The organism is Pseudomonas sp. F3-2 (assembly GCF_038804275.1).
Taxonomy (GTDB): Bacteria; Pseudomonadota; Gammaproteobacteria; order Pseudomonadales; family Pseudomonadaceae; genus Aquipseudomonas.
Genome location: NZ_CP152388.1, coordinates 2,345,062 through 2,365,857 on the forward strand (window position 1 = coordinate 2,345,062; position 20,796 = coordinate 2,365,857).

Annotated in this window: 16 protein-coding genes; 9 read left to right on the forward strand and 7 right to left on the reverse strand. The window is 62.3% G+C overall.

Going from position 1 to position 20,796, the window contains the following annotated elements; genetic code table 11:
• Positions 1-2: 2 nt before the first annotated feature.
• The 3 genes from AAGQ88_RS10805 to AAGQ88_RS10815 all read right to left on the reverse strand — a co-directional run bounded on the left by AAGQ88_RS10805 (position 3) and on the right by AAGQ88_RS10815 (position 3,049).
• Complete coding sequence (locus AAGQ88_RS10805; RefSeq protein ID WP_342655297.1) at positions 3-854, reverse strand: transporter substrate-binding domain-containing protein; 852 nt, start codon at positions 852-854, stop codon at positions 3-5.
• A 229-nt stretch (positions 855-1,083) separates the two neighbouring features.
• Entirely contained in the window at positions 1,084-1,962 is an 879-nt protein-coding gene (locus AAGQ88_RS10810) for a MurR/RpiR family transcriptional regulator (protein ID WP_285424656.1), read from the reverse strand.
• Between the two features lie 103 nt (positions 1,963-2,065).
• On the reverse strand, positions 2,066-3,049 hold the full coding sequence (locus tag AAGQ88_RS10815; protein ID WP_342655298.1) for a LysR substrate-binding domain-containing protein: 984 nt from the start codon (positions 3,047-3,049) through the stop codon (positions 2,066-2,068).
• Positions 3,050-3,188: 139 nt separating this feature from the next.
• On the opposite strand from AAGQ88_RS10815, the gene AAGQ88_RS10820 reads away from it, so the two are divergent.
• Positions 3,189-4,448, forward strand: a complete 1,260-nt coding sequence (locus AAGQ88_RS10820) for an MFS transporter (protein ID WP_342655299.1) — start codon at positions 3,189-3,191, stop codon at positions 4,446-4,448.
• 10 nt (positions 4,449-4,458) lie between these two features.
• Entirely contained in the window at positions 4,459-5,382 is a 924-nt protein-coding gene (locus AAGQ88_RS10825; RefSeq protein ID WP_342655300.1) for a carbon-nitrogen hydrolase family protein, read from the forward strand.
• Positions 5,383-5,459: 77 nt separating this feature from the next.
• On the opposite strand, the gene AAGQ88_RS10830 is transcribed toward AAGQ88_RS10825, so the two are convergent.
• From AAGQ88_RS10830 to AAGQ88_RS10840, 3 genes are all read right to left on the reverse strand, one after another.
• Positions 5,460-6,908 (reverse strand): TIGR00366 family protein, encoded by a 1,449-nt coding sequence (locus AAGQ88_RS10830; protein ID WP_342655301.1) that lies wholly within the window; start codon positions 6,906-6,908, stop codon positions 5,460-5,462.
• 61 nt (positions 6,909-6,969) lie between these two features.
• Positions 6,970-7,908, reverse strand: coding sequence for an ornithine cyclodeaminase family protein (locus tag AAGQ88_RS10835; RefSeq protein ID WP_093458162.1), 939 nt, complete (start codon positions 7,906-7,908; stop codon positions 6,970-6,972).
• Positions 7,909-7,932: 24 nt separating this feature from the next.
• A complete protein-coding gene (locus AAGQ88_RS10840; protein ID WP_342655302.1) occupies positions 7,933-11,358 on the reverse strand; it encodes a molybdopterin-dependent oxidoreductase in 3,426 nt (1,141 codons plus the stop codon).
• Positions 11,359-11,457: 99 nt separating this feature from the next.
• On the opposite strand from AAGQ88_RS10840, the gene AAGQ88_RS10845 reads away from it, so the two are divergent.
• From AAGQ88_RS10845 to AAGQ88_RS10860, 4 genes are all read left to right on the forward strand, one after another.
• Complete coding sequence (locus tag AAGQ88_RS10845) at positions 11,458-12,375, forward strand: LysR family transcriptional regulator (RefSeq protein WP_342655303.1); 918 nt, start codon at positions 11,458-11,460, stop codon at positions 12,373-12,375.
• Between the two features lie 62 nt (positions 12,376-12,437).
• Complete coding sequence (locus AAGQ88_RS10850; protein ID WP_342655304.1) at positions 12,438-12,944, forward strand: sigma-70 family RNA polymerase sigma factor; 507 nt, start codon at positions 12,438-12,440, stop codon at positions 12,942-12,944.
• Positions 12,944-13,882 carry a FecR domain-containing protein gene (locus tag AAGQ88_RS10855; RefSeq protein ID WP_342655305.1) on the forward strand — a complete coding sequence of 313 codons (939 nt, stop codon included), beginning with the start codon at positions 12,944-12,946 and terminating at the stop codon, positions 13,880-13,882. Before AAGQ88_RS10850 ends, AAGQ88_RS10855 begins: the two co-directional genes overlap by 1 nt.
• A gap of 73 nt (positions 13,883-13,955) precedes the next feature.
• On the forward strand, positions 13,956-16,373 hold the full coding sequence (locus tag AAGQ88_RS10860; RefSeq protein ID WP_342655306.1) for a TonB-dependent receptor: 2,418 nt from the start codon (positions 13,956-13,958) through the stop codon (positions 16,371-16,373).
• Between the two features lie 194 nt (positions 16,374-16,567).
• Here AAGQ88_RS10860 and AAGQ88_RS10865 read toward each other — a convergent pair whose 3' ends face one another.
• Positions 16,568-17,491 (reverse strand): dihydrodipicolinate synthase family protein, encoded by a 924-nt coding sequence (locus tag AAGQ88_RS10865; protein ID WP_093458168.1) that lies wholly within the window; start codon positions 17,489-17,491, stop codon positions 16,568-16,570.
• A 176-nt stretch (positions 17,492-17,667) separates the two neighbouring features.
• On the opposite strand from AAGQ88_RS10865, the gene AAGQ88_RS10870 reads away from it, so the two are divergent.
• From AAGQ88_RS10870 to AAGQ88_RS10880, 3 genes are all read left to right on the forward strand, one after another.
• Positions 17,668-18,633, forward strand: a complete 966-nt coding sequence (locus AAGQ88_RS10870) for a GntR family transcriptional regulator (protein WP_342655307.1) — start codon at positions 17,668-17,670, stop codon at positions 18,631-18,633.
• A 39-nt stretch (positions 18,634-18,672) separates the two neighbouring features.
• Positions 18,673-19,458: an SDR family oxidoreductase gene (locus tag AAGQ88_RS10875; RefSeq protein ID WP_342655308.1), complete on the forward strand. Its 786-nt coding sequence runs from the start codon at positions 18,673-18,675 to the stop codon at positions 19,456-19,458.
• A gap of 102 nt (positions 19,459-19,560) precedes the next feature.
• On the forward strand, positions 19,561-20,766 hold the full coding sequence (locus AAGQ88_RS10880) for a pyridoxal phosphate-dependent aminotransferase (RefSeq protein ID WP_342655309.1): 1,206 nt from the start codon (positions 19,561-19,563) through the stop codon (positions 20,764-20,766).
• Positions 20,767-20,796 lie beyond the last annotated feature (30 nt).

A 20,796-nucleotide genomic window follows, 5' to 3' on the forward strand; every position in this document is an offset into this window, starting at 1 on the left:
TCTCACTTGGCAGGGATGAAATCGTGGGAGGGCAGATCGAAGGTCACGCCCAGGTATTGCTGCTGCAATTTCTGCAGTTCACCCGAGCTCTGCATCGCGATGATCTGATCGCTGATGACCTTGTTCAGGCGTGTGTCGTCCTTGCGGGTCGCCCAGCTGATCCACTGACTGGCGCCCAGTTCGCCGACCTGACGCAGGTTGTCCGGGTGCTGCTTGAGCAGGCTGCCGAGAACGGTAATGTCGTCGAGGATGAAGTCGGCGCGTCGAGTCATCAGTGCCGAGAGGGTCTGGTCGACGCTGTCTACGCCGACGATCTTGATGGGGGCCAGGCCCTTGGATTTCAGCTCGACGTTGAACTGCTTGACCAGTTGCTCCGGCGCGGAGGTAGTCTTCACGGCGGCGCTCAGGCCAGCGAGGCTTTCCACTTTCAAGCCGGTGGGATCGATGCGCTTGTCGTCTGCGCGGGTCATTACAGCGTTCACGCTTTTGCCGAACGGGGCCACGAACAGCACTTTGCCGGCGCGCTCGGCGGTGACGTTGAGCGATGAGCCTTCGGCGTCCACCGAACCCGAAATCAGCGCCGGGATGATCCCGCTGAACGCCATCTTCTGGTACTCGACCTTGACGCCGAGGGTCTTGGCGACCTGCGCCATGATGGCCGGGGTGTAGCCGGTGATCGCGCCGCTGTCGTCGGTGTATTCGTACGGGGCGAAAGTCGGATCGATGGCCACGACCAGCGTGCCGCGTGCCTTCACGTCATCCAGTGTGTCGGCCAGTGACGTAGAGGCGTGCAGGCCGACGCCCAGCGTCATTGCGGCCAGAACGAGTGAAAATCCGGAGAACGTTTTTTTCATGATGGCGCCCTTGGGTGATGGGTAGACCCAAGGGGTATCGCAGATTCTGTGCCAGCATCGGCGTGGCGGCCCGAATAAAATCGCCAGCCCAGTAGAAACAAGGGTTTCAGAGGAATATTTTAAGAAACATATGTTTCTTAGGCTGAAACAGTTCTGCGGAGCTCGCGTGCGGCCTGCTCCGGGTTGGTGCGACGTTGCGCTATTATCGGGCCATTACCTGAAAAGAGGCTTATTCCAGCTCTTCCAGTTTCTGGTGGAGCACTTCGGCCTGGGCGAGATGGGTGGATTTCTCGCCTGCCAGCTCCTTGCCGACCAGCGAGCAGATCAGATTGGTGATGCCGGCGACACTGGCGTTGCTGTCGAACATCAGGCTGCCTTCGGTGTGGCAGCGGATGACCCAACGCGCAAGCTTCGCCGGCCTGCCGGTGAGCACGTCAGAGATGTACAGAATCTGCACGCCCAATCCCGCCATCACCGCCATGGCGCCTTCCAGCTGCGGCACGCGTCGGCGCAGTCCGATGCAGATCGCCACGTCGCGCTCGTCCAGTCCTGCCAGGTATTCGGCGAGGCTGTCGCCAGGAGCGGGCAACAAGAGAATGTCGCCACGCACCTGAATCAGATTGCTGCGAAACATCACGGCGATGGTCTGGCTGTGACGAAAACCGATGAGGACCACCCGCCGCGCCTTGGCGATGGCCTGGGTCATGTGGGCAAGATCGGTGTGGGAGAGCGATTCGTAGGTTTTAGCCAGATTGGCGATTTCCTGATCCAGATGATGCTGCACCAGCGCCTGAGGATCGTGGTCGGCGTCGTTCAGGTGCTGCAGATAGAGAGGGGAGCCGCCGCTGCTGGCTTTGCGCGCTTCACGTCGCGCCGCGTCGTAGGAGTCATAGCCCAGCGCCCGGAAAAACCGGGTCGTCGTCGCTTTCGATACGCCGGCGCTGATCGCAAGTTCGGTCGCGGTCTGCATGGCGAGCTGGCCGGGGGACGCCAGAATGACATCTGACAGTTTCTGCTCCACCGCCGACATTTGCTCATAGCGGCTGCGGATGCGGCTTTCCAGTGAGGCCGATGGCTCGGGTGACCTGGAAATGACCTTCGATGACATTGGGCGCTCCCCGGCGGGACAAAAGCGGCAGTGTATATAAAACACCTTTCGAAAAGGTACGGTGTTTGTGAAGGTCTTCGCGATGACTGCGCGGTCGACGGGTTCACGCAGACTGGAGCACCACCTCGTCTGCCGGACTCAGCCGCGTTATGGCGTTGCCGCCTTGCTCTGCACGCTGAATCACCTCGCCGATGAAATGCCGCAGCCAGAGGTGATGGGCGTCGGTGTGTCGCGCGTTGTCCCAGACCATGAAGCAGCGATACGAGGGCACGGGGAGCGGGACCGGGCTGACCTTGAGCCCGATCATCGTGGCGTAGGCAGTGGCGGCGAAGGTCGGCAGGGTGGCGATGGCGCCGCTGGACGCGAGGGTCGACAGCGCGCCCGAGAAGTGGCTGAACGAAGCAATGACTTTGCGTGCGTAGCCGGCGCTTTCGAAGATATCGTCGATGAAGCCCCTACGTCCGTCATACGAGATCCGCACGTGGTCGGCGTTGAAATAGTCGTCGATGCTCAGGCTGTCGGCGGCGTCCGGCCGTGGCCGGAACAGGCAGGAATAAGACGAGGAAAACAGCACCTGCGATGAGAAGCGCGTATTGAAGTCCTTCGGTTCGCAGCAGATCACCAGGTCCATGTCGGCATCCTGGAGTGAGGTTTTCCAGAGCGTGCTGTTGGTCTGGTGAAACGCGAAACTGACGCCCAGGCCGTCTTGCGCCGCTGCACTGACCAGCAAGGGCGCCAGGTAGCTTTCGATGTCATCGGACAAACCGATATTGAACACGTGGTGCGACTGCGCGGGACAGAATTCCAGCTCACCGGCGAGCAGTCCCGAGATCGACGTCAACGCTTCGGTGATCCTCGGCGCCAATAACATCGCCTTGCGCGTGGGCTGCATGCCTGATGCGGTACGCAGGAACAGTTCGTCGTCGAAATGCTCGCGCAGACGCTTGAGCGCCGAGCTGACCGCACCCTGCGTGACATGCAGCACGGTCGAGGCCCGCGTTGCACTGCGCTCGGTCATCAGGCAGTGAAACGTGAGCAGCAGGTTCATGTCGATGCGAGCGATATTACGTACGTTAATCCGGCTCATCTTTTCTAATCGTTTGTCAGGCGGGCTTCATCGTTTCTAGTCTGTTTTCCATCAACTGCACAGCGATGGGGAACGAGCATTGGACACGACACAAGAATCATCAGGGCAGAGCAAAATTCATTCCAGCGCCGAAGTAGACATGCGCAAACGCGCGGTTGCCGTGGGGATCGGCAATTTCATGGAGTGGTTTGATTTCGCCATTTACGGCTACTTCGCCGCCATCATCGGTACGCTGTTCTTTCCGTCCAGTGCCCCGGGCGTGTCACTGCTGTCATCGCTGGCGGTGTTCGCGGTGGGGTTCATTTCCCGACCGTTCGGGGCGCTGATCTTGGGGCCGATCGGCGATCGCCTGGGACGTCGCGCGGTGCTGATCATTACCGTGTTCGGCATGGGCATCTGCACCACGCTGATCGGGCTGCTGCCCACCTATGACGCCATCGGGATCCTGGCACCTGCGCTGCTGATTGCGCTGCGCTTCGTGCAGGGCATGATGGTCGGCGGAGAATGGTCGAGCGCCGGCATCTACATCGTCGAAAGCGCGCCCGCCCACCGCCGCGCCACGGCGGCAAGCGTGATCACCGGAACCGCAGGGTGCGCGTTCCTGTTCGGTACGTTCACTGCGGCGGTGCTGTCGAACGTGCTGAGCGATGCACAACTGAGCGCCTGGGGCTGGCGCCTGCCGTTTGTCGCATCGATCGTGATGACCGCTCTGGCGGTGTACATCCGCCGCAAGCTGGGCGATACGCCGGTCTACGAAAAGATGGTTCGCGAGCGCGGCACCAACAGGGTGCAGGCCCCTGGCGCGGCGGTGAAGCGTCAGGCGTTCATCACCACGTTTGCGTTCTCCGCTCTGTTCGGCGTGTCGCTGTACTTCTTCATCACGTACGCCAACAACCACCTGGTGACCACGGTCGGCCTGCCCAAGAGCACGGCGCTGTGGTTGTGCAGCGTGTCGTTGGTCCTGTACTGCGTGGCGCATCCGCTGATCGGCTGGCTGAGCGATGCGTGGGGCCGCCGCCGTTTGTTGCTGGGCGCTGCCGCCGGGCTGACGGTGCTGGCGTATCCGATCTTTCTGTTGCTCAACACCGGCAACCTGGTGGCAATCGTCTTCGGGCTGACATTGCTGGGCGTGCTGGTGGCCGTCACCGCCGTGATGGACGTGGTGCTGCTGGTGGAGGTTTTTCCAGCGTCCATCCGCTCCACCGGCGCGGCATTGGGGCACAACCTGGCGCTGGCCATCCTGGCCGGCCCTGGTCCGTTCATCGCCGCGGCGCTGGTTCGCGAGTTCGGCAACCCGGACCTGCCGGCGGGTTATCTGGCGGCGGTCTCGCTGATCTGCCTGCTGGTGCTGTGGCGCACCCTTCCCGAAACCAAAGACAAAGACATCACCCAATACTAGGAGCGATACCATGCGAGTGGCAGTTATCCAGGCAGCCTCGATTCCCGATGACGCGGCAGCCAGCGTCGACAAAGCGTGCGACATCCTGCGCCGTGTGGCCGGGCAGGGTGCCCGGCTGGCAGTCTTCCCCGAGGCGTTCATCGGTGGTTATCCCAAGGGAACAGGCTTTGGCAGCGTGGTGGGCAACCGCAGCCTGGCCGGGCGTCAGCAGTATCACGACTACGTCCAGGGCGCGGTGACCCTCGACGGTCAGGAGTTGCGCACGCTGGCCGCCGGCGTCGACGAGACCGGCGTGATCTGCGTGGTCGGCATCATCGAGCGCTTTGGCCGGACGTTGTATTGCACGGCCGTCACCCTGGTTCCCGGTCAGGGCATCGCGGGCTACCACCGCAAGCTGATGCCGACCGGGCAGGAGCGCATCATCTGGGGGTTCGGCGATGGTTCGACGATCGACGCCGTGCCCACAGAGCTGGGTGTGCTGGGCAGCGTCATCTGCTGGGAAAACTACATGCCCGCCTTGCGCCAGGCGATGTACGCCCAAGGGGTGCAGCTTTACTGCGCGCCGACCGCCGACGACCGACCGTCATGGCCCAGCTCGATGGTCCACATTGCCCTCGAAGGCCGCGTGTTCGTCTTGTCGGCGTGCCAGGCGATCAAGCTCGAAGCCTACTCCGAGGCGCACCAGGCGGCCTTCAGCCTCGACTTCAAGGGCGACGACTACATCATGCGCGGCGGCAGCATGATCGTCAGCCCGCTGGGTGAAGTGCTGGCCGGCCCCAGCTACGATTGCGAGACCGAACTGTATGCAGACCTGGACATGAGCCAACTGAGCAAGGGCAACCAGGACTTCGATGTCTGCGGTCACTACGCGCGGCCGGATGTCTTCGAGCTGAAAGTGAACGTGCAACCGATGAAGGCGGTGACATTCAGCTGAGCAGGGCCCACGGCGGCGCCGGCAGACGATGCCGGGCCGCCTGTGCGCCGCCGGCGGCCTCGGCCCTCACAGGCCTTTCAAGGCGTCGGCATCATCGGCGGTGTGTACGCCAGTGTCATGGAGAACGCCCAGAGCATCAGCAGCACCAGCGGGGTATGCACCAGCAATTGAGTGAAGGTGAAGCCCACCACGTCCCGCGCCTTGATGCCCAGAACACCCAGCAACGGCAGCATCCAGAACGGGTTGATCAGGTTGGGCAGCGCCTCGGCCGCGTTATAGACCTGCACCGCCCAGCCCAGGTTGACGTGCAACTCATTGGCCGCTTGCATCACATACGGCGCTTCGATGATCCACTTGCCGCCGCCGGAAGGAATCAGGAAACCGAGTACCGCCGAGTAGATGCCCATGACCACCGCGAAACTGTCGCTGTCGGCAATGGCCACGAACAGCGAAGCGATGTGGTGCGACAAGGTCACGCCATCGACGCCTTGTGCCTTGGTCATCATGAACGCAATGGCCCCGTATAACGGGAATTGAATGAGCACCCCCGCGACCGAAGGCACTGACTTGGCGATGGCATTGAGAAAGCGCTTGGGGCGCCAGTTCAGCAGCATGCCCAGCATCAGGAACAGAAAGTTGTAGGTGTTCAGCGATGAGATCGCGAAAATCGGATCCTTGGTCGAGAACTCGTTGAACAGCCATATCGCTCCCAGTGCCACCAGCAACAAGGTGAGCACCGGACTGTACTCCAGCCATTCGCCGGGCCGCCGAGGACCTTCGGCGGCTTCATCGATCACGCTGAGGTCGACGCCCATGTCCTGAGCCGTGCGTGCGCGGTTGCCGGTCGGCGTGGAGAACCAGGCCACCAGCAATGACACCACGATCAACGCCGCCGCCATGGTCATCGACTGCCAGAGGAAGATGGTTTGCGAGAACGGGATGACGCCGGTGATATCCAGCAGAGACTTGGGCAGGCTGGCGGGGTTGGCCTGCAGTTGCGCCGCCGCCGAACTCAGCCCCAGCGCCCACGTGGCGCCCATGCCCAGATACGCCGCGGCACTGGCAGCGCGATAGTCCATGGCCAGGTCTGTGCGGCGGGCAATCGCGCGCACCAGCAGTCCGCTGAAAATCAGGCTGATCGCCCAGTTGAACAGTGACAGCCCCATGCTGATGAAGGCGACGAAGGTCACCGCCGCACGCGCCGATTTTGGCAGCGCAGCCAGTTTCTCGATCAATGCCGAGGCGGGCGGGGAGACCGCCACGACATAGCCGGAAATCGCCACCAGCGCCATCTGCATCGTGAACGGGATCAGGCTCCAGTAGCCGTCTCCGAATGCGCCCGCGACGGACTTCACCGAAGCACCGGTGGCGAGCGAGCCCAGCGCGACCAGCACCACGGCAATGGCTGCGAATATGTAAGAGTCGGGAAACCAGCGCTCCGACCAGTTCGAGACACCAACTGCAATTCTTTCAAAAAAACCGAGGCTTTCTCTGGCCTCATCGGGGTGCAATACAGACGCTTTCATAATGTCTTCCTGAAGGTTCGGGGCGGAAGGCAGCAAGGGAAAATGACGCGCAGATTTCTGATTATTGTGAGCGTTGAACGTAAACCAGTTGAGCAGCCGCCAGGTCCTCCAGGGCCGTGCCGACTGCTTTGAAAACCGTGATGTGCTGATCGTCGATGCGGCCCGGGCTGCGTTCCTTGCACAGGCTCGCCAGATCAGCGCGGATGTCTTCCTTGCGCAGCACGCCGCTTTGCAGCGGGCTGAGCAGATCACCCGCTTTCATGGGCGCTTCGTCGGTATCGATGAACACCTCGGTGCCATCGAAACAGCCGTCATCGCTCTCGCGCATCTGGGGGGTGAAGCCACCGATCAGGTCCAGATGAGTGCCGGGCTTCAACCATCGGCGCTCGATGAGCGGCGCTGTCGACAACGTCGCGCAGGTCACGATGTCGGCCTGCTCGCAGGCAGCTGCCAGGTCATCGACCGCCCGGGCCTGGAACCCATCTTGCTGCAGTTGATCGACCAGCCGCGCGGCCTGCGCCGGGTTGATGTCCCACACCGCCACCTGCTGGATCGGGCGAACCGTGCGATAGGCATAAGGCAACAAACTTGCCACCCGGCCTGCGCCGACGACCAGCAGTGAAGAACAATCGCTTCTGCTCAGGTAGGTGGCCGCCAGGGCCGAGGCTGCCGCCGTGCGTCTGGAGGTGATTTCGTTGCCATCGATCAACGCCAGTGGCGCGCCGGTCGTTGCGCTGTGCAACATGTACGTGGAATGCAACCCGGGCAAGCCTGCGGCGGCGTTCTGCGCAAAAATGGTCACGGTCTTGATGCCCAGAAAGCCCTGGTTGTTCCAGGCAGGCATCAACAGCATGCAACCGGGCGCCGATGACTCAGGGTGAATGGCGTGGTTATGGCGCAGCGGCACGTGCACCTCTTCGCGGAAGGCCTCTTGCAGGGCGGGAATGAGGCGGTCGAACGGCAGCAGCGCGCGTGTTTTTTCAGCATCAATGATCAGCATGGTTCACCTGGGATTTCACACATATCAAGCATCCAGCGTCAGGGCGCTGGACGGGATGGCCTGGCAGGCCAGGCACGTCGATGGGGTGTCCGGTTCCTGTCCGTGCAGGTGCATGACCTGGCCGTGCCGCACGGTGACGGCGCAACTTTCGCACTGGCCCACGCGGCAGCCGCTGGGCAGGCGCACGCCCAGCTTCTCCGCGAAGGTGAGCAGCGAACCTTCATCGGATGACCAGCGCGCGGTGATGCCTGACCGGCTGAACGTCACCTCGTGGGACTGGCCGGGCGTGATGACCGGCTTGACCGGCGATTTGAAGGCTTCCTGCTGCATGTCGAAGCGCGGCACCCCGCGTTCGAGCAAGGCAGCACCGACTTCAGCCATCATCGCGTCCGACCCGCACAGGTAGACCAAGGGGCGCTGACGCAGCAACGCCTTGGGTATGTGCTCGGCGCTGACCCGCGCAGCCACGTCGTAGTCTTCGCCCTGGCGGTCTGACGCGGCGGGAAGGCTGTAGAAATTGACGATTTTCACGTTGGGCAGCGTCTGCGCCAACGCCCTGAGCCGCTGTTTGAAGGCGTGGTATTCGCCGTTGCGATTGCCGTAAAGCAGCAGAATATTCGGCGTCTGCGGCTGGTCTTGCAACGATTCCAGCAGGTTCAGGAACGGGGTGATGCCGATACCTGAGGCGACCAGCACCAGCGGTCGGCGACTGTGCATCGGCAGGATGAAATGCCCCGATGGCGGGTGAGCCATGAGTCGGTCGCCGACCTTCAATTGATCGTGAATGAAACCTGAGCCCAGCCCGAGCGTGGCCATGCCCTGGCTGTCGGTCGCCACTGCCCGGCGCACTGAAACCTGATAACCACGGCGCCCTTGCAGGTGAGCACGGCCGGTCAACGAGTAGGAACGCAAGGTGGGCTCATCGGGGGTGTTCAGCTCGAGGGTGATGTGCTGGCCGGGTTCAAAATCCGGCACCGTGCCGCCGTCGCTGGCTTCGAAGCTGACGGTGGTGACGTCCGCGGCTTCAGGTATGAGCGCTGTGACGGTGAACGGGCGCAACCCCTCCCAACGGCCGTGCGCAGCATCATTGAGCGTGTCCCGTTGCACGGTGCAGCGGTATGCGCGCAGAGGCGAAGAACCGCTGATGGGATCAAAGGCGGCGTCGCTGACCAGGCTGTTGAAGTTGCTGCTGTGGGAGCCCAGTACCGGCAGCTCGTTCTGCCCCAGGGCTTCACACCGTTGCCACCAGCCGTACTCGCCGACCACAACCGAGGGGTGCAAGCCGTCGACGATGCTCGCGCAGAATTTCGCCTGGCCGCTGTCTGTCGTCACCAACAGGGTGTCGCCGTTGTCGACGTGTTCTTGCCGGGCCAGCTCGGCGGATATCTCCAGCACCGGGTAAAGCGCTTTGCGCCGCAGTGAGGCCAGACTGCGGTGCTGGCTGTGGCAGAAGTAGCCGTTCTTGGCCGAGGTCAGGACCAGCGGAAAGGCGCGATGCATGGCTTCCTTGCGTGGATCGTTGGCGGACGCGCGGGGCAGAGGACTGTAGCCATGACGGAGCAGTTTTTCGGAGTACAGCTCGACCAGCCCGGTCGGCGTGTTGAACGCCCGGTGCCGTGGCTTTGCAGCGTATTTGCGCTGCACATCGGGGGTCTCGATGAACATGCCGCGAGGCTCGCGGCGCAGTTGCTCGACGGTCAGGCCCAGCGGCTCAAGCATGTGGTTCCAGCCTGCTTCCAGTGAGCCGCCGAAGAAATCCCCGGCCATGCCCAGGCGGGTTGCGAGGTCGAACACGATGTCGCTGTCCGAGCGCGAATCGCCGCGGGGCGACACCATGCGCTGGCGCAGTTGAACCCGCCGATCCGCCTCGGCGGAAATCTCGAAACCGATGCGCAGGCCTTCGCGCTCCCACGGCGTGTTCACTGGCAGAAAGATGTCGGCATAGCGCGCGCTGGGCGATTCGAACAGGTCGCAGTGCACATAAAAATCGAGCTTCTGCAGCGCCTGCGCGCCCAAGTGAACATCGGGCTGGGAGAGCAGGAGGTTAGTGCCGAACGCCACCAGTGTGCGGATGGCGTAGGGCTTTTCGTGGACGATGGCCTGGTACACGTCCCGCGCCGTGACCCAGCCCTGAGAAGGCGGCCCCAGCGGTCGCTCGTTGAGACCCAACGCCTTGGCGCGTTGCTCGGGAGCCAGCAAATCGAACGACATCACCGGGTTGTAGGGCGGCTTCTGATAGATCCGGTTGCCGCCGTCGCGGTCGAAGCTGCCGGTCAGGGCGTACAGGCACGCGATGGCCCGGTCGGTCTGTGATGCATTGTCCTGCTGACCCACGCCAGACCAGGCATGGAACGCGACGCGCGACGACGATCCGATCAAGGCCGCGGCCTGCTCAAGTTGCGCCACAGGCACGTGGGTCAGGGCCTCTACCCGCTGCGGCGTGTACAGCGCGCACTCACGGGCGTACAACTCGAACACCGGGGAGCATTCCAGCGGCGTGTCGGCGTCCTGCACATTCAGACTGAACGTTCCGCGCACTGCGGCCTGCTCAAGCGAAGTCGCGGTCATGGGCGAGGAGGCTTTAGGGGCATTGTGAACGGTGTCCCACACCACGTAGTCCTGGTCACCGGTGATGCCGATGTCTGCACAACGCAGGAAGTGGCCGTTATCGGCACGCACCAGCAGCGGCGCGTTGCTCCATTGACGAACGAAGGCCTGATCGAACGTGTCATTGGCGATCAGCAGGTTTGCCAGGCCCATCGCCAACGCCAGATCAGTCCCCGGGCAGACCCTAAGCCAACTGTCCGCCTGGCCGGCCAATGCAGTCTTGCGCGGGTCCACGACGATCATCCGCGCCCCGGCAGCCACACCCGCGCCGATGGCTTCGGCCTGGGCCAACCAGGTATTGGTGGGGTTGTGGCCCCAGAGCAGGATTACTTCTGCGCGGCGGTAATCGGCCGTGGGCATGCCGCAGCCGAAGGTGAACGCGTGAGCATGGTCTTTGTGCCAGTTGCAGATCTCGGTGGCATAGCAGGTGTTCGGGCTGCCGTACAACCGGATGAAGCGCTCGATCCAGTCGATGCTGTCGCTCAAGGGCGTGCCGCTGGGGGTGGTCACGGCAAAGGCCACAGACTCGGCGCCCCGTTCGCGCCGCGCCTGCTCGAGGCGCTCGGCAACTTCGCTCAATGCCTGTTCCCAGGAAATCACTTCCCAGCCAGGATCCGGGTGGTTCTTCGGCTGGGTGCGGCGCATGGGAAACAACTGCCGATCGGCGCTGTGCAACAACTCGGGCGCCGCTTTGCCCTTGAGACACATTGCCTTGCCCGTGGGGTGCTCGACGTCAGGGCGAACTTCGATCAGCCGGTCGTTCTCGACGGTGTTGATCGTTCCGCAGCGAGAGCGGCAAAGGGTGCAATAGCCCGCCTTGTCTTGCCGTTGAGTCACGTTCATTGCCGACCTGCTCTTGGAAAATCTCTGAGGGAGATGGTATTACTCCGGCTGATCACATTGAAAATTCAATGAATGTGTATTGCGATATTGAGAAAATCGATGCTCCCGACGTTGAAACAACTGCAGCACTTCATTGCGATTGCCGACACCGGGCAGGTGTCCAGGGCTGCCCAGCGCTGTCACGTCACCCAGTCTTCGATGACCGCCTCTCTGAAAACGCTGGAAACCACCGTGGGCGCGACGTTGTTCACGCGCCACGCGGCGGGCGTCCGACTGACCGAGGCAGGGGATCGTTTTCTGCGGCACGCCCAGCAAGTCGAAGCCGTCATGCGCGAAGCGATGGATTCCGTTGCGCTGCGGCCCTCGCAAGCCACCGGCCCGATCAGGATCGGCGTGACCGAGACGATCTCGGCGTACGTGCTGTCGCCTGTCATGAAGGCCCTTGAAAAGAAGTTTCCCGGGCTGGTGCCGACCTTCGTGGAGCTTGAGCGCAGCGAGGTCGAGGCGGGCGTTCGCCAGGGCACGCTGGAAATGGCCCTGTTGCTGGCCTCGAACCTGCCGGCCAATGAGTCCCTGCAATGCCAGCCGTTGATCCGTTCTCCCCGGCAACTCTGGGCCCCGCCTGAGCACCCACTGATGGTGGCCGATCGGGTCGCTCTGGCAGACGTGGCCACGTATCGTTACATCCTGCTGGACATGGATGAACACGTGTCCACTGTCGATAAATACTGGCGCGAATACCACCTGAGGCCGGATGTCGGGTTTCGCAGTTCTTCGATCGAGGCGGTGCGCAGTCTGGTGGCGTCGGGGCAGGGCGTGACGATTCTGTCTGATCTGGTTTACCGTCCCTGGTCACTGGACGGTCATCGCATCGTGCGGCGTCAGTTGGCCGATCCCGTGCCGTCGATGGACGTAGGACTGGTCTGGGACTCGGCGCGGCCCCACAGCCGGAATTTCTTCGAAGTGAAGGACTACTTGTCCAGCTCCTTCAGGGACATGCTGAGAATGTCGGCCTGACAAGTGCGTTGATATGAGAATCATTAGCAACTATGATCCGGCCTTCTTTCGGGAGGCGGGTAGTGAGCGAGGATCGTCTGGGGCTTCTCTATGCAGAGCACAATAGCTGGCTGAAAGGCTGGATTTATCGCCGTCTGGGTTGCACCAGTCAGGCGGCAGACATGGCGCAGGACACCTTCCTTCGCATCCTCAGTTCGCAACGTAAAACCGGCGAAAGGCTGAACCTGGACAGTCCGCGAGCCTATCTGGCGACGGTGGGCCAGCGGCTGATCTGCGATTACTTCCGCCGGCATTCGCTGGAGCGGGCGTACCTGGACATGCTCGCCACCCTGCCAGAAACCTTTTCACTCTCGCCAGAAGAACAGTGGGAATTGCGCGAAACCCTGTACCAGCTCGATGCGCTGCTTGATCGCTTGAAGCCTGTGGTACGGACAGTGTTCCTGCTCGCGCAGCTGGATGGCTTGACCTACCTGCAGATCGCCCGTCAGCTGGGCATCGGCGAGCGCTCGGTGAAACGTCATATGGCGACTGCGTTCGAGGCCTGCATCCTCTGGGAAATCGAGCAGTGATGTCGGCGCCGGCATCGATCAGTCGTGACGTTGCGCGTCAGGCCGCCCAGTGGTTGGTGCTGATGCATGACCAACCGCTGAGCGCTGCGCAGCATCAGGCCTGGACGCGCTGGCGGGCCGCCGACCCCGAACATGAACGCGCCTGGCAGCGCGCGCAGCACGTGCAACAACAGCTCAAAGGCCTTCCTCCTTCGATGGCCAAGGGCACACTCAACCGAGAGCGGCGTCAGGCGTTGAAGACCTTGCTGGTGCTGGGCGTGATGTCGCCCGCCGCCTTTCTGGGCTATCGATTTGGCGCCGGTCAGGGCTGGATAGCCGACTACCGCACCGCCACGGGCGAACGCCAGCAGATCACCCTGGCCGACGGCAGCGTGGTAAACCTGAACACCGACAGTGCAATCGACGTTCAATTCGATGCCGGTCAGCGCCTGATCCGTCTGGTGCGTGGAGAGATTTTCATCAGCACCGGCCAAGACCCGGCGCGACGGCCCTTGCGAGTGGCCAGCGAACAGGGCGTGCTGGAGCCGTTGGGGACGCGTTTCAGCGTGCGCCAGCTTGAAGGCGTTACGCAATTGGCGGTGTTGCAAGGCCGGGTGCGGGCGACCCCGAGCCACGCCGCGCCTCAGGTCATCGAAACCGGCGAACAACTGCAGTTCAGCGCTGCGGCGTTCGGTCCTGTGCGTCCGGCCAGTGAAGTGGCTACGCGCTGGACAGAAGGCCAACTGGTGGCCGAAAACCTGCGGCTGGGCGAGTTCCTCGCCGAGCTGGGGCGTTATCGCCCTGGCCGGTTGCACTGTGACGACAGTGCATCGGCGCTGCGTATCAGCGGTGGTTTCCAGCTCGAGAACAGCGACGCCATTCTCGCGGCCTTGCCAGACACCTTGCCCGTGACCGTGAGTTATCGAACCCGTTATTGGGTGACGGTCAGCAGAGCATGATTTTTTTTGGCCCGTTTTTTCAAGGCGCTCGTCCTTGGTAGTGAATCTGTAATCACCCAAGGACATTCGCTCCATGAAACATCCCAGCATCCCGCGCGCGACCACGTGCAACACCCTTGCAATGTCATTGCTGACTTTTGCGCTGGCCACTCAGCCGTCGCCTGCCCTGGCAGACGAAGCGATCCGGCATTACAGCGTCCAGCCCGCGACGCTGGCCCAGGCGATCACCCGCTTCAGCGCGCAGGCAAAAATCACCGTGCAGTTCGCCCCGGAACTGGCGCAGGGCCTGAATTCGCCGGGACTGGAGGGTGACTACGACACACAGAAAGGGCTCGCGGTTCTGCTCGCAGGTTCCGGCCTTGCGGCGGTGCCGCTGGGGGACGGCGTTTACGGATTGGTCAGAGTGCCCACTCAGGACAGCGGTGTGGTGACGCTGTCGGACGTCGATATCAACGGTAGCCCTCCCGGTGCCGATGGTTCTGAGGCTGCGGGTTATGTGAGCGAACACGTCAACAACGTGGGTGCGCTGGGTGGCATGAAGCTGCAGGACACGCCTTATTCCATGAGCGTGACTTCTCAGGCGCTGCTCAAGAACCTGCAGGCGACCTCGACCGACGATGTGTTCAAACACAACCCTTTTGCCCAGCTGTATTCGCCCAAGAGTGCCGGCTACGCCAGTGCTATCACCATTCGCGGTTTCGGCGGCTCGTCCAGCCTCAACATAGCCAACGACGGGCTGCGTTTCAGCACGCTGGCCGATGGCGGCAACTTCATCGAAGACACTGAACAGCTGGAAGTGGTGACGGGCCTGACCGGGTTTCTGTACGGCCCGGCTTCCCCCGGCGGCTTGGCGAACTATGTGCTCAAACGCCCAACTTACCAGCGCTACAACAGCGTCACGCTGGGCAATGCAGGGGGCGAAAACTACTATTTGCACGGCGACTTCGGCGGCCCGATCGACACGCAAGGCAAATTCGCCTACCGGCTCAACGTGTTGACGCAGGATGGCGAGACTGCAATCGACTTGCAAAAGCGCCGTCGGCAGATGATCAGCCTGGCACTGGACTGGAACATCAGTGACGATCTGCAGGTGCAGTTCGACGCGTCCCATAAGGAAAACCGCACCCGGGGCCTGACCAGCTATTGGTACTTTGCCGACGAGGCCTATCGTCCACGCGCCTCTTCACTGGATGCCGACAAGCTCTACAGCCAGAAGTGGGCGTTCTCCGACAACGAGACCGACAAGGCCGGCGTGCGGGCCAACTGGCGCCTGAACGACACGTTCAGTCTGCGTGGGGCATTCGCGGCTCAGCAATACACTCAGGAGTACACCTACACCGGCCCGCAGGTCGATGCGCCCGGTCAGTACACCCAACCGCTGTACGCGTTCGCACCCCTTCAGACTCAGGAATACTCAGGCTATCTGTTCCTGGACTCGCAGTTCGTGACCGGCCCGCTGGACCACAAGGTGACGCTGGGCTATCAGGGCAATACGGCGCGTACGTTGATGTACGAGGACCACATCCCGGATCAGCAATACAGCTCGGTGATCGGTAGCGCCGTGCCGCTGGACGACCAGCCGCAAGTGAGCAAGCCGGATTATTCGGTCGGTCACGGCGCTCGACACATCTCCAGTACCAGCGACACGCAGAACGTGTTGATCGGCGACATCATCACCTTCAACGAGCAGTGGTCGACGATCCTCGGGGCGACCCACACCCGCATCACCAGTTACAACAATGACTTCGTCTATTCCGCGACGCCGCGCAAGACCCGTTATGACAAAAGCCTGACCTCTCCCAGCGTGTCGCTGATCTACAAACCGGTCCCCTGGCTGACGACCTACGTCACCTACATCGAAGGTCTGCAGAGCAGCGGGGTGGCACCGGCCAGGGCCGTCAATGCCGGAACCGCGCTGGCTCCGCAGATCAGCGAGCAGTACGAGATCGGGGCCAAGGCCAGCATCGGCGAAACGCTGGTGACCCTGGCGCTGTTCAATATCGACAAGCCCAACACCTACACCAACAGTGCCCGGGTCTTCGTTCAGGATGGCCGCCAGGAAAACAATGGCATGGAGTTCAGCGTGACGGGCAAGGTGACCCCACAGCTGACACTCGTCAGCGGCTTCACGCTGCTCGATCCGGAAGTGAAGAAGGGCGCAACGCCGGCCAACGATGGCAACTCGCCGATCAACGTGGCCAAACAACTGGCCAAGGTCTATGCCGAATACGACGTGGCCTCCGCGCCTGGCTTTGCCGTGACCGGCGGTGCGTTCTATACCGGCAAGCAATACGCCGACGAAGCCAATGACTACACGCTGCCAGCCTTTACCACCTTCGATGCAGGTGCCCGCTACCGCCTGCCGCTGGGCGATGAAGCCCTGACCCTGCGGTTGAACGTGAGTAACCTGACGGACAAGAAATACTGGCTCAACACCAGTTACCTGGGCGATCCCAGGACCGTGGCGTTCTCTGCACAATTCGAGTTCTGATGACCCGTCGTGCAGACGACGCACGCCTGAAAATGGTCAGGAAGGGAAGGGGGAAGGCGCCGCAAGCCAGGCGGTTGGCCCCTTCCAGCCTAGACAGCCGGGCGGGCGTGCCCACATCGACGTGCTGCTGCAGTACCCTCTGCTGCCCGGGCGGACGATGCCCACGGCATCGACCGCCCCGAGGGCGAATCACATCAGGCGGGCAGAACCACTGAGGAGCGCGGGTCCTGGGCCAGGGCGCGCAACGCCGCTGCCACTTCCTCCAGTGCTTCACCTTGAAGGTCCAGCAAGGGGTGGCGAACCGAGCCGCCTTTGAATCCACGCAGGTTCATGATCGCTTTGGTGGTTTGCGGCTGACCGTGCTTGCGTGCCAGTTCGCGCAACGGGAACCAGAGGCGATGCAATTCGATCGCCCGCTTGGCGTCGCCGTTCTGGATCGCCCGGAACGTGGCTAGAATGAGCTCCGGCAGTGCGCCGCTGTTGGTGGAGCTGATGCCGTCGAAGCCCGCCATCATCGGACCGCTGAATACCAGGTCGGACGCGCAGAACAGGCGTACTTTGCCGCCCAGTTTGTTGGCGATGCGATCGATCACGGTCGGCGTCAGATCACCCTGTTTCAGACCGACGACGCCTTCGATGGCGGCCAGTTGTTCGATCACCGAGACCGAAAGCGTGATGCCGATGCCTGGCGCGTTGTAGATGAGGATGCCGGTTTTCGACAGCGGCGCCATTTCCTTGAAGAACGCGACGATCTGAGCGTCAGTGATTTCCGAGACGAACGGCGGCGTGACCATCGGCAGACCACCCAGATCGCCGGCCAGTTGCGTCAGTTCCCGCACCACGCGGCTGTCTGAGCCGGCCGTGCAGAGCATGACCGGCACTCGGTCACCGACGATATCCATGACCTTGCGGAACATGTCGGCACGCTCGGTGGTGCTCATGACCGGGAATTCGCCGTACGTCCCGCCAATCAGCAAGCCGTCATAACCCAGCGCGATGACCCGTTCGATGTTCTCGGCCATCGCGGCGTAGTCGAATTCGCCGGTGGCCGTGAACGGCGTGACGGTGATGTTGAAGATGCCGTGGAGGCGTTCGCGACACTCTTGAAGGCTTTGCATGCTTGAGTTCCTGAGGGGACGTTCGTAGAAGGCGGGCTGATATTGTATTATTTGTAATCATATGTACAATAAAATTTCTTCGGGCAAAGCGCTCCGCATGGCTGATGCTCATGAGCTAACGGATGGGCGTCCTTGGTAAGATGTGCGCACTTTTATCGTCTCGGGGTTCACTTTCCATGGCTTCGTCAAAGGGTCAGAACAGCCGCCGGCTGGCTAACCAGATTCTTGATTTTGTGCGCAAGGCGCGCTTCGAGCCTGGCCATCACCTGCGCGAGCAACAGATTGCCGATCTGCTGGGCGTGTCTCGCACGCCCACCCGGAACGCCCTGAATCTGCTGGTCGCCGAGGGCATCGTGGAGACCCGGCGCAATCAGGGGTTCTTCCTGCTCAAAGCCTTCGACGCCCTGCAGCGCGTCGAGCTGGCCGTGGGCTCCAGCGTGGAGGACTCGCTGTTCGAACGTCTGGTCAATGACCGGCTCAGCGGGGCGATCCCCAATTCCCTGACGCAGACAGAAATCGCCCGCCGCTACGACGTGGATCGCGTCACGCTGATGAAAACCCTGACGCGCATGGCCGAAGACGGCCTGCTGATTCGCAACAAGGGGCATGGCTGGAGCTTCCTGCCGACGCTGGACGACGCTGCATTGCGCAGCGGCTATCAGTTCCGCCTGATGATTGAACCGGCGAACTTTCTGCAGCCGGAATTCCGGCCCAATGCCGCCGCGCTGGAACGCTCGCGCCTTCAGCACCTTTACCTGGCCAGTCATTCGGACTCCTCGGCGGTGAGCAATGCCCAGCTGTTTGAAACCGATGCGCAGTTTCACGAAATGTTCGCCGAATTCGGCGGCAACACTTTTGTGATTCAGGCGATTCAGCAGCAGAACCGCCTGCGCAAGCTGCTCGAATTCGCCGGCTACGCCAACCGTCGCCGGGTGCGCGACTGGTGCGCCGAACACCTGGCGATCATCGATGCCGTTGCCACCGGGCGCTACGCCGACGCCAGCGAGCTGATGCGCAAACATTTGACTCATGCCGACAGCGCCGCGCTGCCGGGCAAGAAACCGGCGGGCAAAACGCCGGCCAAGACGCCGGCCAAACCCCGCGCCCCGCGCAAGACAGTCGATCTTTCTGTTCCCGGTTAGCGCCGTCTGGCGCCGGCCTTCACGTAAAACGAGGTTTTCATGGATTTAGGTTTGCGAGGTAAACGTGCACTGGTGTTGGGTGCAAGTCGTGGTCTGGGCCTGGCCATCGGCCAATGTCTGGCCGCTGAAGGCGCCATCGTGACGCTGTGCGGCCGCAACCGCGACGCGCTCGTTCAAGCGGTCGGCGCACTGGTCGAAGGCGGGGCCGAAGCCGATTTTCTGCAATTGGACCTCGCCGATCCGGCGCAACGCCGGTCCGCCCTCGACAGCCTGCTGGCTGATGGTCGCGGCTACGACATCCTGATCAATAACGGCGGCGGGCCAGCACCTGGCGCGGTCGCTGGCGTGGACACCGCGCAATGGCACGCGGCGTTCGACAGCATGGTCACCGCGCTGTTTGAAATCACCGCCCGCGTGTTGCCAGGCATGCGCGAGCGTGGCTGGGGCCGCGTCATCAATCTGGTGTCCTCGGGCGTGGTTCAGCCCATCCCCAACCTGGGTGTCTCCAACGCCTTGCGCGCCAGCATCATCGGTTGGGCGAAAACCCTGGCAGCCGAGGTTACCGCCGATGGCGTCACCGTCAACTCGGTCATTCCGGGACGCATTGCCACTGACCGTGTCGGCGAACTGGACGAGGCAGCGGCCAAGCGCAGCGGATCGACCGCAGACGCCATCGCCAAGGCTTCACGTGCCACCATTCCCATGGGCCGTTATGGGCAACCTGCAGAATTTGCCGATGCCGTGGCGTTTCTCGCCAGCGGCCGCGCTGGCTATATCACCGGCACTTCCCTGCGTGTCGACGGCGGCCTGATCCGCAGCATCTGACGTTCCCCACCTGATTTTCCCCTGCACCGTGGTGCAGCCGGTTTTCCTGTGTCACCAGTTGATTTATATGTGTCAACTGGTGCAATAAATGAGAGTACAGACATGATCAACCCGCTTTTGGCTCATCGTATGGGCCGCGTGCGTCCATCACCCACCGCAGAAATATCCGACAAGGTTCGCGCGCTGACTGCCGCTGGCCACTCAGTGATCAACCTGGGCGAAGGCGAACTCGATTTTCCCACGCCGTCGCACATCGCCGAGGCGGGCATTCAGGCGATCAAAGCGGGGGAGACCAAATACACCGCTGTGCCCGGCACGGCGCGCCTCAAACAGGCGATCATCGACAAGTTCGCCCGGGAGAATGGCCTTACCTACGCGCCCGCAGAAGTCATTGCCGGCGCCGGTGCCAAGCAACTGATCTTCAATGCACTCATGGCTACGCTGAACCCGGGCGATGAGGTGATCGTTCCTGCGCCGTATTGGGTGTCTTATCCGGACATGGTTTCGCTGGCCGAGGGCCAATGCAAGATCGTCCAGTGCCATGAGGCCGATGGCTGGAAGTTGCAGCCGCAGGCGCTCGAAGCCGCGATCACGCCCCGCACTCGCTGGGTGCTGCTCAACTCGCCGAACAACCCGACAGGCGCGGTCTACAGCGAGGCGGAAATCCGCAGCCTGACCGACGTCCTGTTGCGCCACGAGCACGTGCTGGTGCTGGCCGACGACATTTACGAACACACGCGCTTCGGCCAGCCGTTCTTCACCCCGGCTCAGGTTGAACCGCTGCTGTTGCCGCGCACCCTGACGGTCAACGGGCTGTCCAAGGCGTTCTCGATGACCGGCTGGCGCATCGGCTACGCGGGCGGACCGAAGTGGCTGATCGACGCGCTGCAAGTGTTGCAATCGCAAAGCACCTCGAACGCCAGTTCGATTTCTCAGGCGGCGGCAGTGGCTGCGCTGGACGGCGGCACCGGTTTCATCGATGAGTGGATCAGCCGTCTGGCGGCGCGCCGTGACCGGGTGCTGGCCAGCGTGGACCGAATCGATGGGCTGGCGTGTGCGATGCCAGAAGGGGCGTTCTATCTGTTCGTGAACTGCCAAGGCATGTACGGCAGGACGACGCCGGACGGCAAGCTGATCACCGACGATTTTGCGTTCGCCAGTTATCTGCTGGACGCTGCCAAGGTCGGGACGGTGCATGGCTCGGCCTTTGGTGCACCGGGTTATCTGCGCATCGCCTACGCGGTGAATGACGATGTGCTGGCCGACGCTTGCCAGCGGCTGGAGCAGGTCTGCGCGCAACTCAAGTAACAAAAAATCCCACGGTGGCATTGGCGTGCC

Excerpts from the sequence above, each read along its gene's own strand:
- AAGQ88_RS10875 (WP_342655308.1), top strand. The coding sequence starts at position 18,673 with ATGGATTTAGGTTTGCGAGGTAAACGTGCACTGGTGTTGGGTGCAAGT.
- AAGQ88_RS10830 (WP_342655301.1), bottom strand. The coding sequence starts at position 6,908 with ATGAAAGCGTCTGTATTGCACCCCGATGAGGCCAGAGAAAGCCTCGGT.
- AAGQ88_RS10845 (WP_342655303.1), top strand. The coding sequence starts at position 11,458 with ATGCTCCCGACGTTGAAACAACTGCAGCACTTCATTGCGATTGCCGAC.
- AAGQ88_RS10805 (WP_342655297.1), bottom strand. The coding sequence starts at position 854 with ATGAAAAAAACGTTCTCCGGATTTTCACTCGTTCTGGCCGCAATGACG.
- AAGQ88_RS10810 (WP_285424656.1), bottom strand. The coding sequence starts at position 1,962 with ATGTCATCGAAGGTCATTTCCAGGTCACCCGAGCCATCGGCCTCACTG.
- AAGQ88_RS10865 (WP_093458168.1), bottom strand. The coding sequence starts at position 17,491 with ATGCAAAGCCTTCAAGAGTGTCGCGAACGCCTCCACGGCATCTTCAAC.
- AAGQ88_RS10860 (WP_342655306.1), top strand. The coding sequence starts at position 13,956 with ATGAAACATCCCAGCATCCCGCGCGCGACCACGTGCAACACCCTTGCA.
- AAGQ88_RS10835 (WP_093458162.1), bottom strand. The coding sequence starts at position 7,908 with ATGCTGATCATTGATGCTGAAAAAACACGCGCGCTGCTGCCGTTCGAC.
- AAGQ88_RS10870 (WP_342655307.1), top strand. The coding sequence starts at position 17,668 with ATGGCTTCGTCAAAGGGTCAGAACAGCCGCCGGCTGGCTAACCAGATT.
- AAGQ88_RS10815 (WP_342655298.1), bottom strand. The coding sequence starts at position 3,049 with ATGAGCCGGATTAACGTACGTAATATCGCTCGCATCGACATGAACCTG.
- AAGQ88_RS10855 (WP_342655305.1), top strand. The coding sequence starts at position 12,944 with ATGTCGGCGCCGGCATCGATCAGTCGTGACGTTGCGCGTCAGGCCGCC.
- AAGQ88_RS10820 (WP_342655299.1), top strand. The coding sequence starts at position 3,189 with ATGCGCAAACGCGCGGTTGCCGTGGGGATCGGCAATTTCATGGAGTGG.
- AAGQ88_RS10825 (WP_342655300.1), top strand. The coding sequence starts at position 4,459 with ATGCGAGTGGCAGTTATCCAGGCAGCCTCGATTCCCGATGACGCGGCA.
- AAGQ88_RS10880 (WP_342655309.1), top strand. The coding sequence starts at position 19,561 with ATGATCAACCCGCTTTTGGCTCATCGTATGGGCCGCGTGCGTCCATCA.
- AAGQ88_RS10840 (WP_342655302.1), bottom strand. The coding sequence starts at position 11,358 with ATGAACGTGACTCAACGGCAAGACAAGGCGGGCTATTGCACCCTTTGC.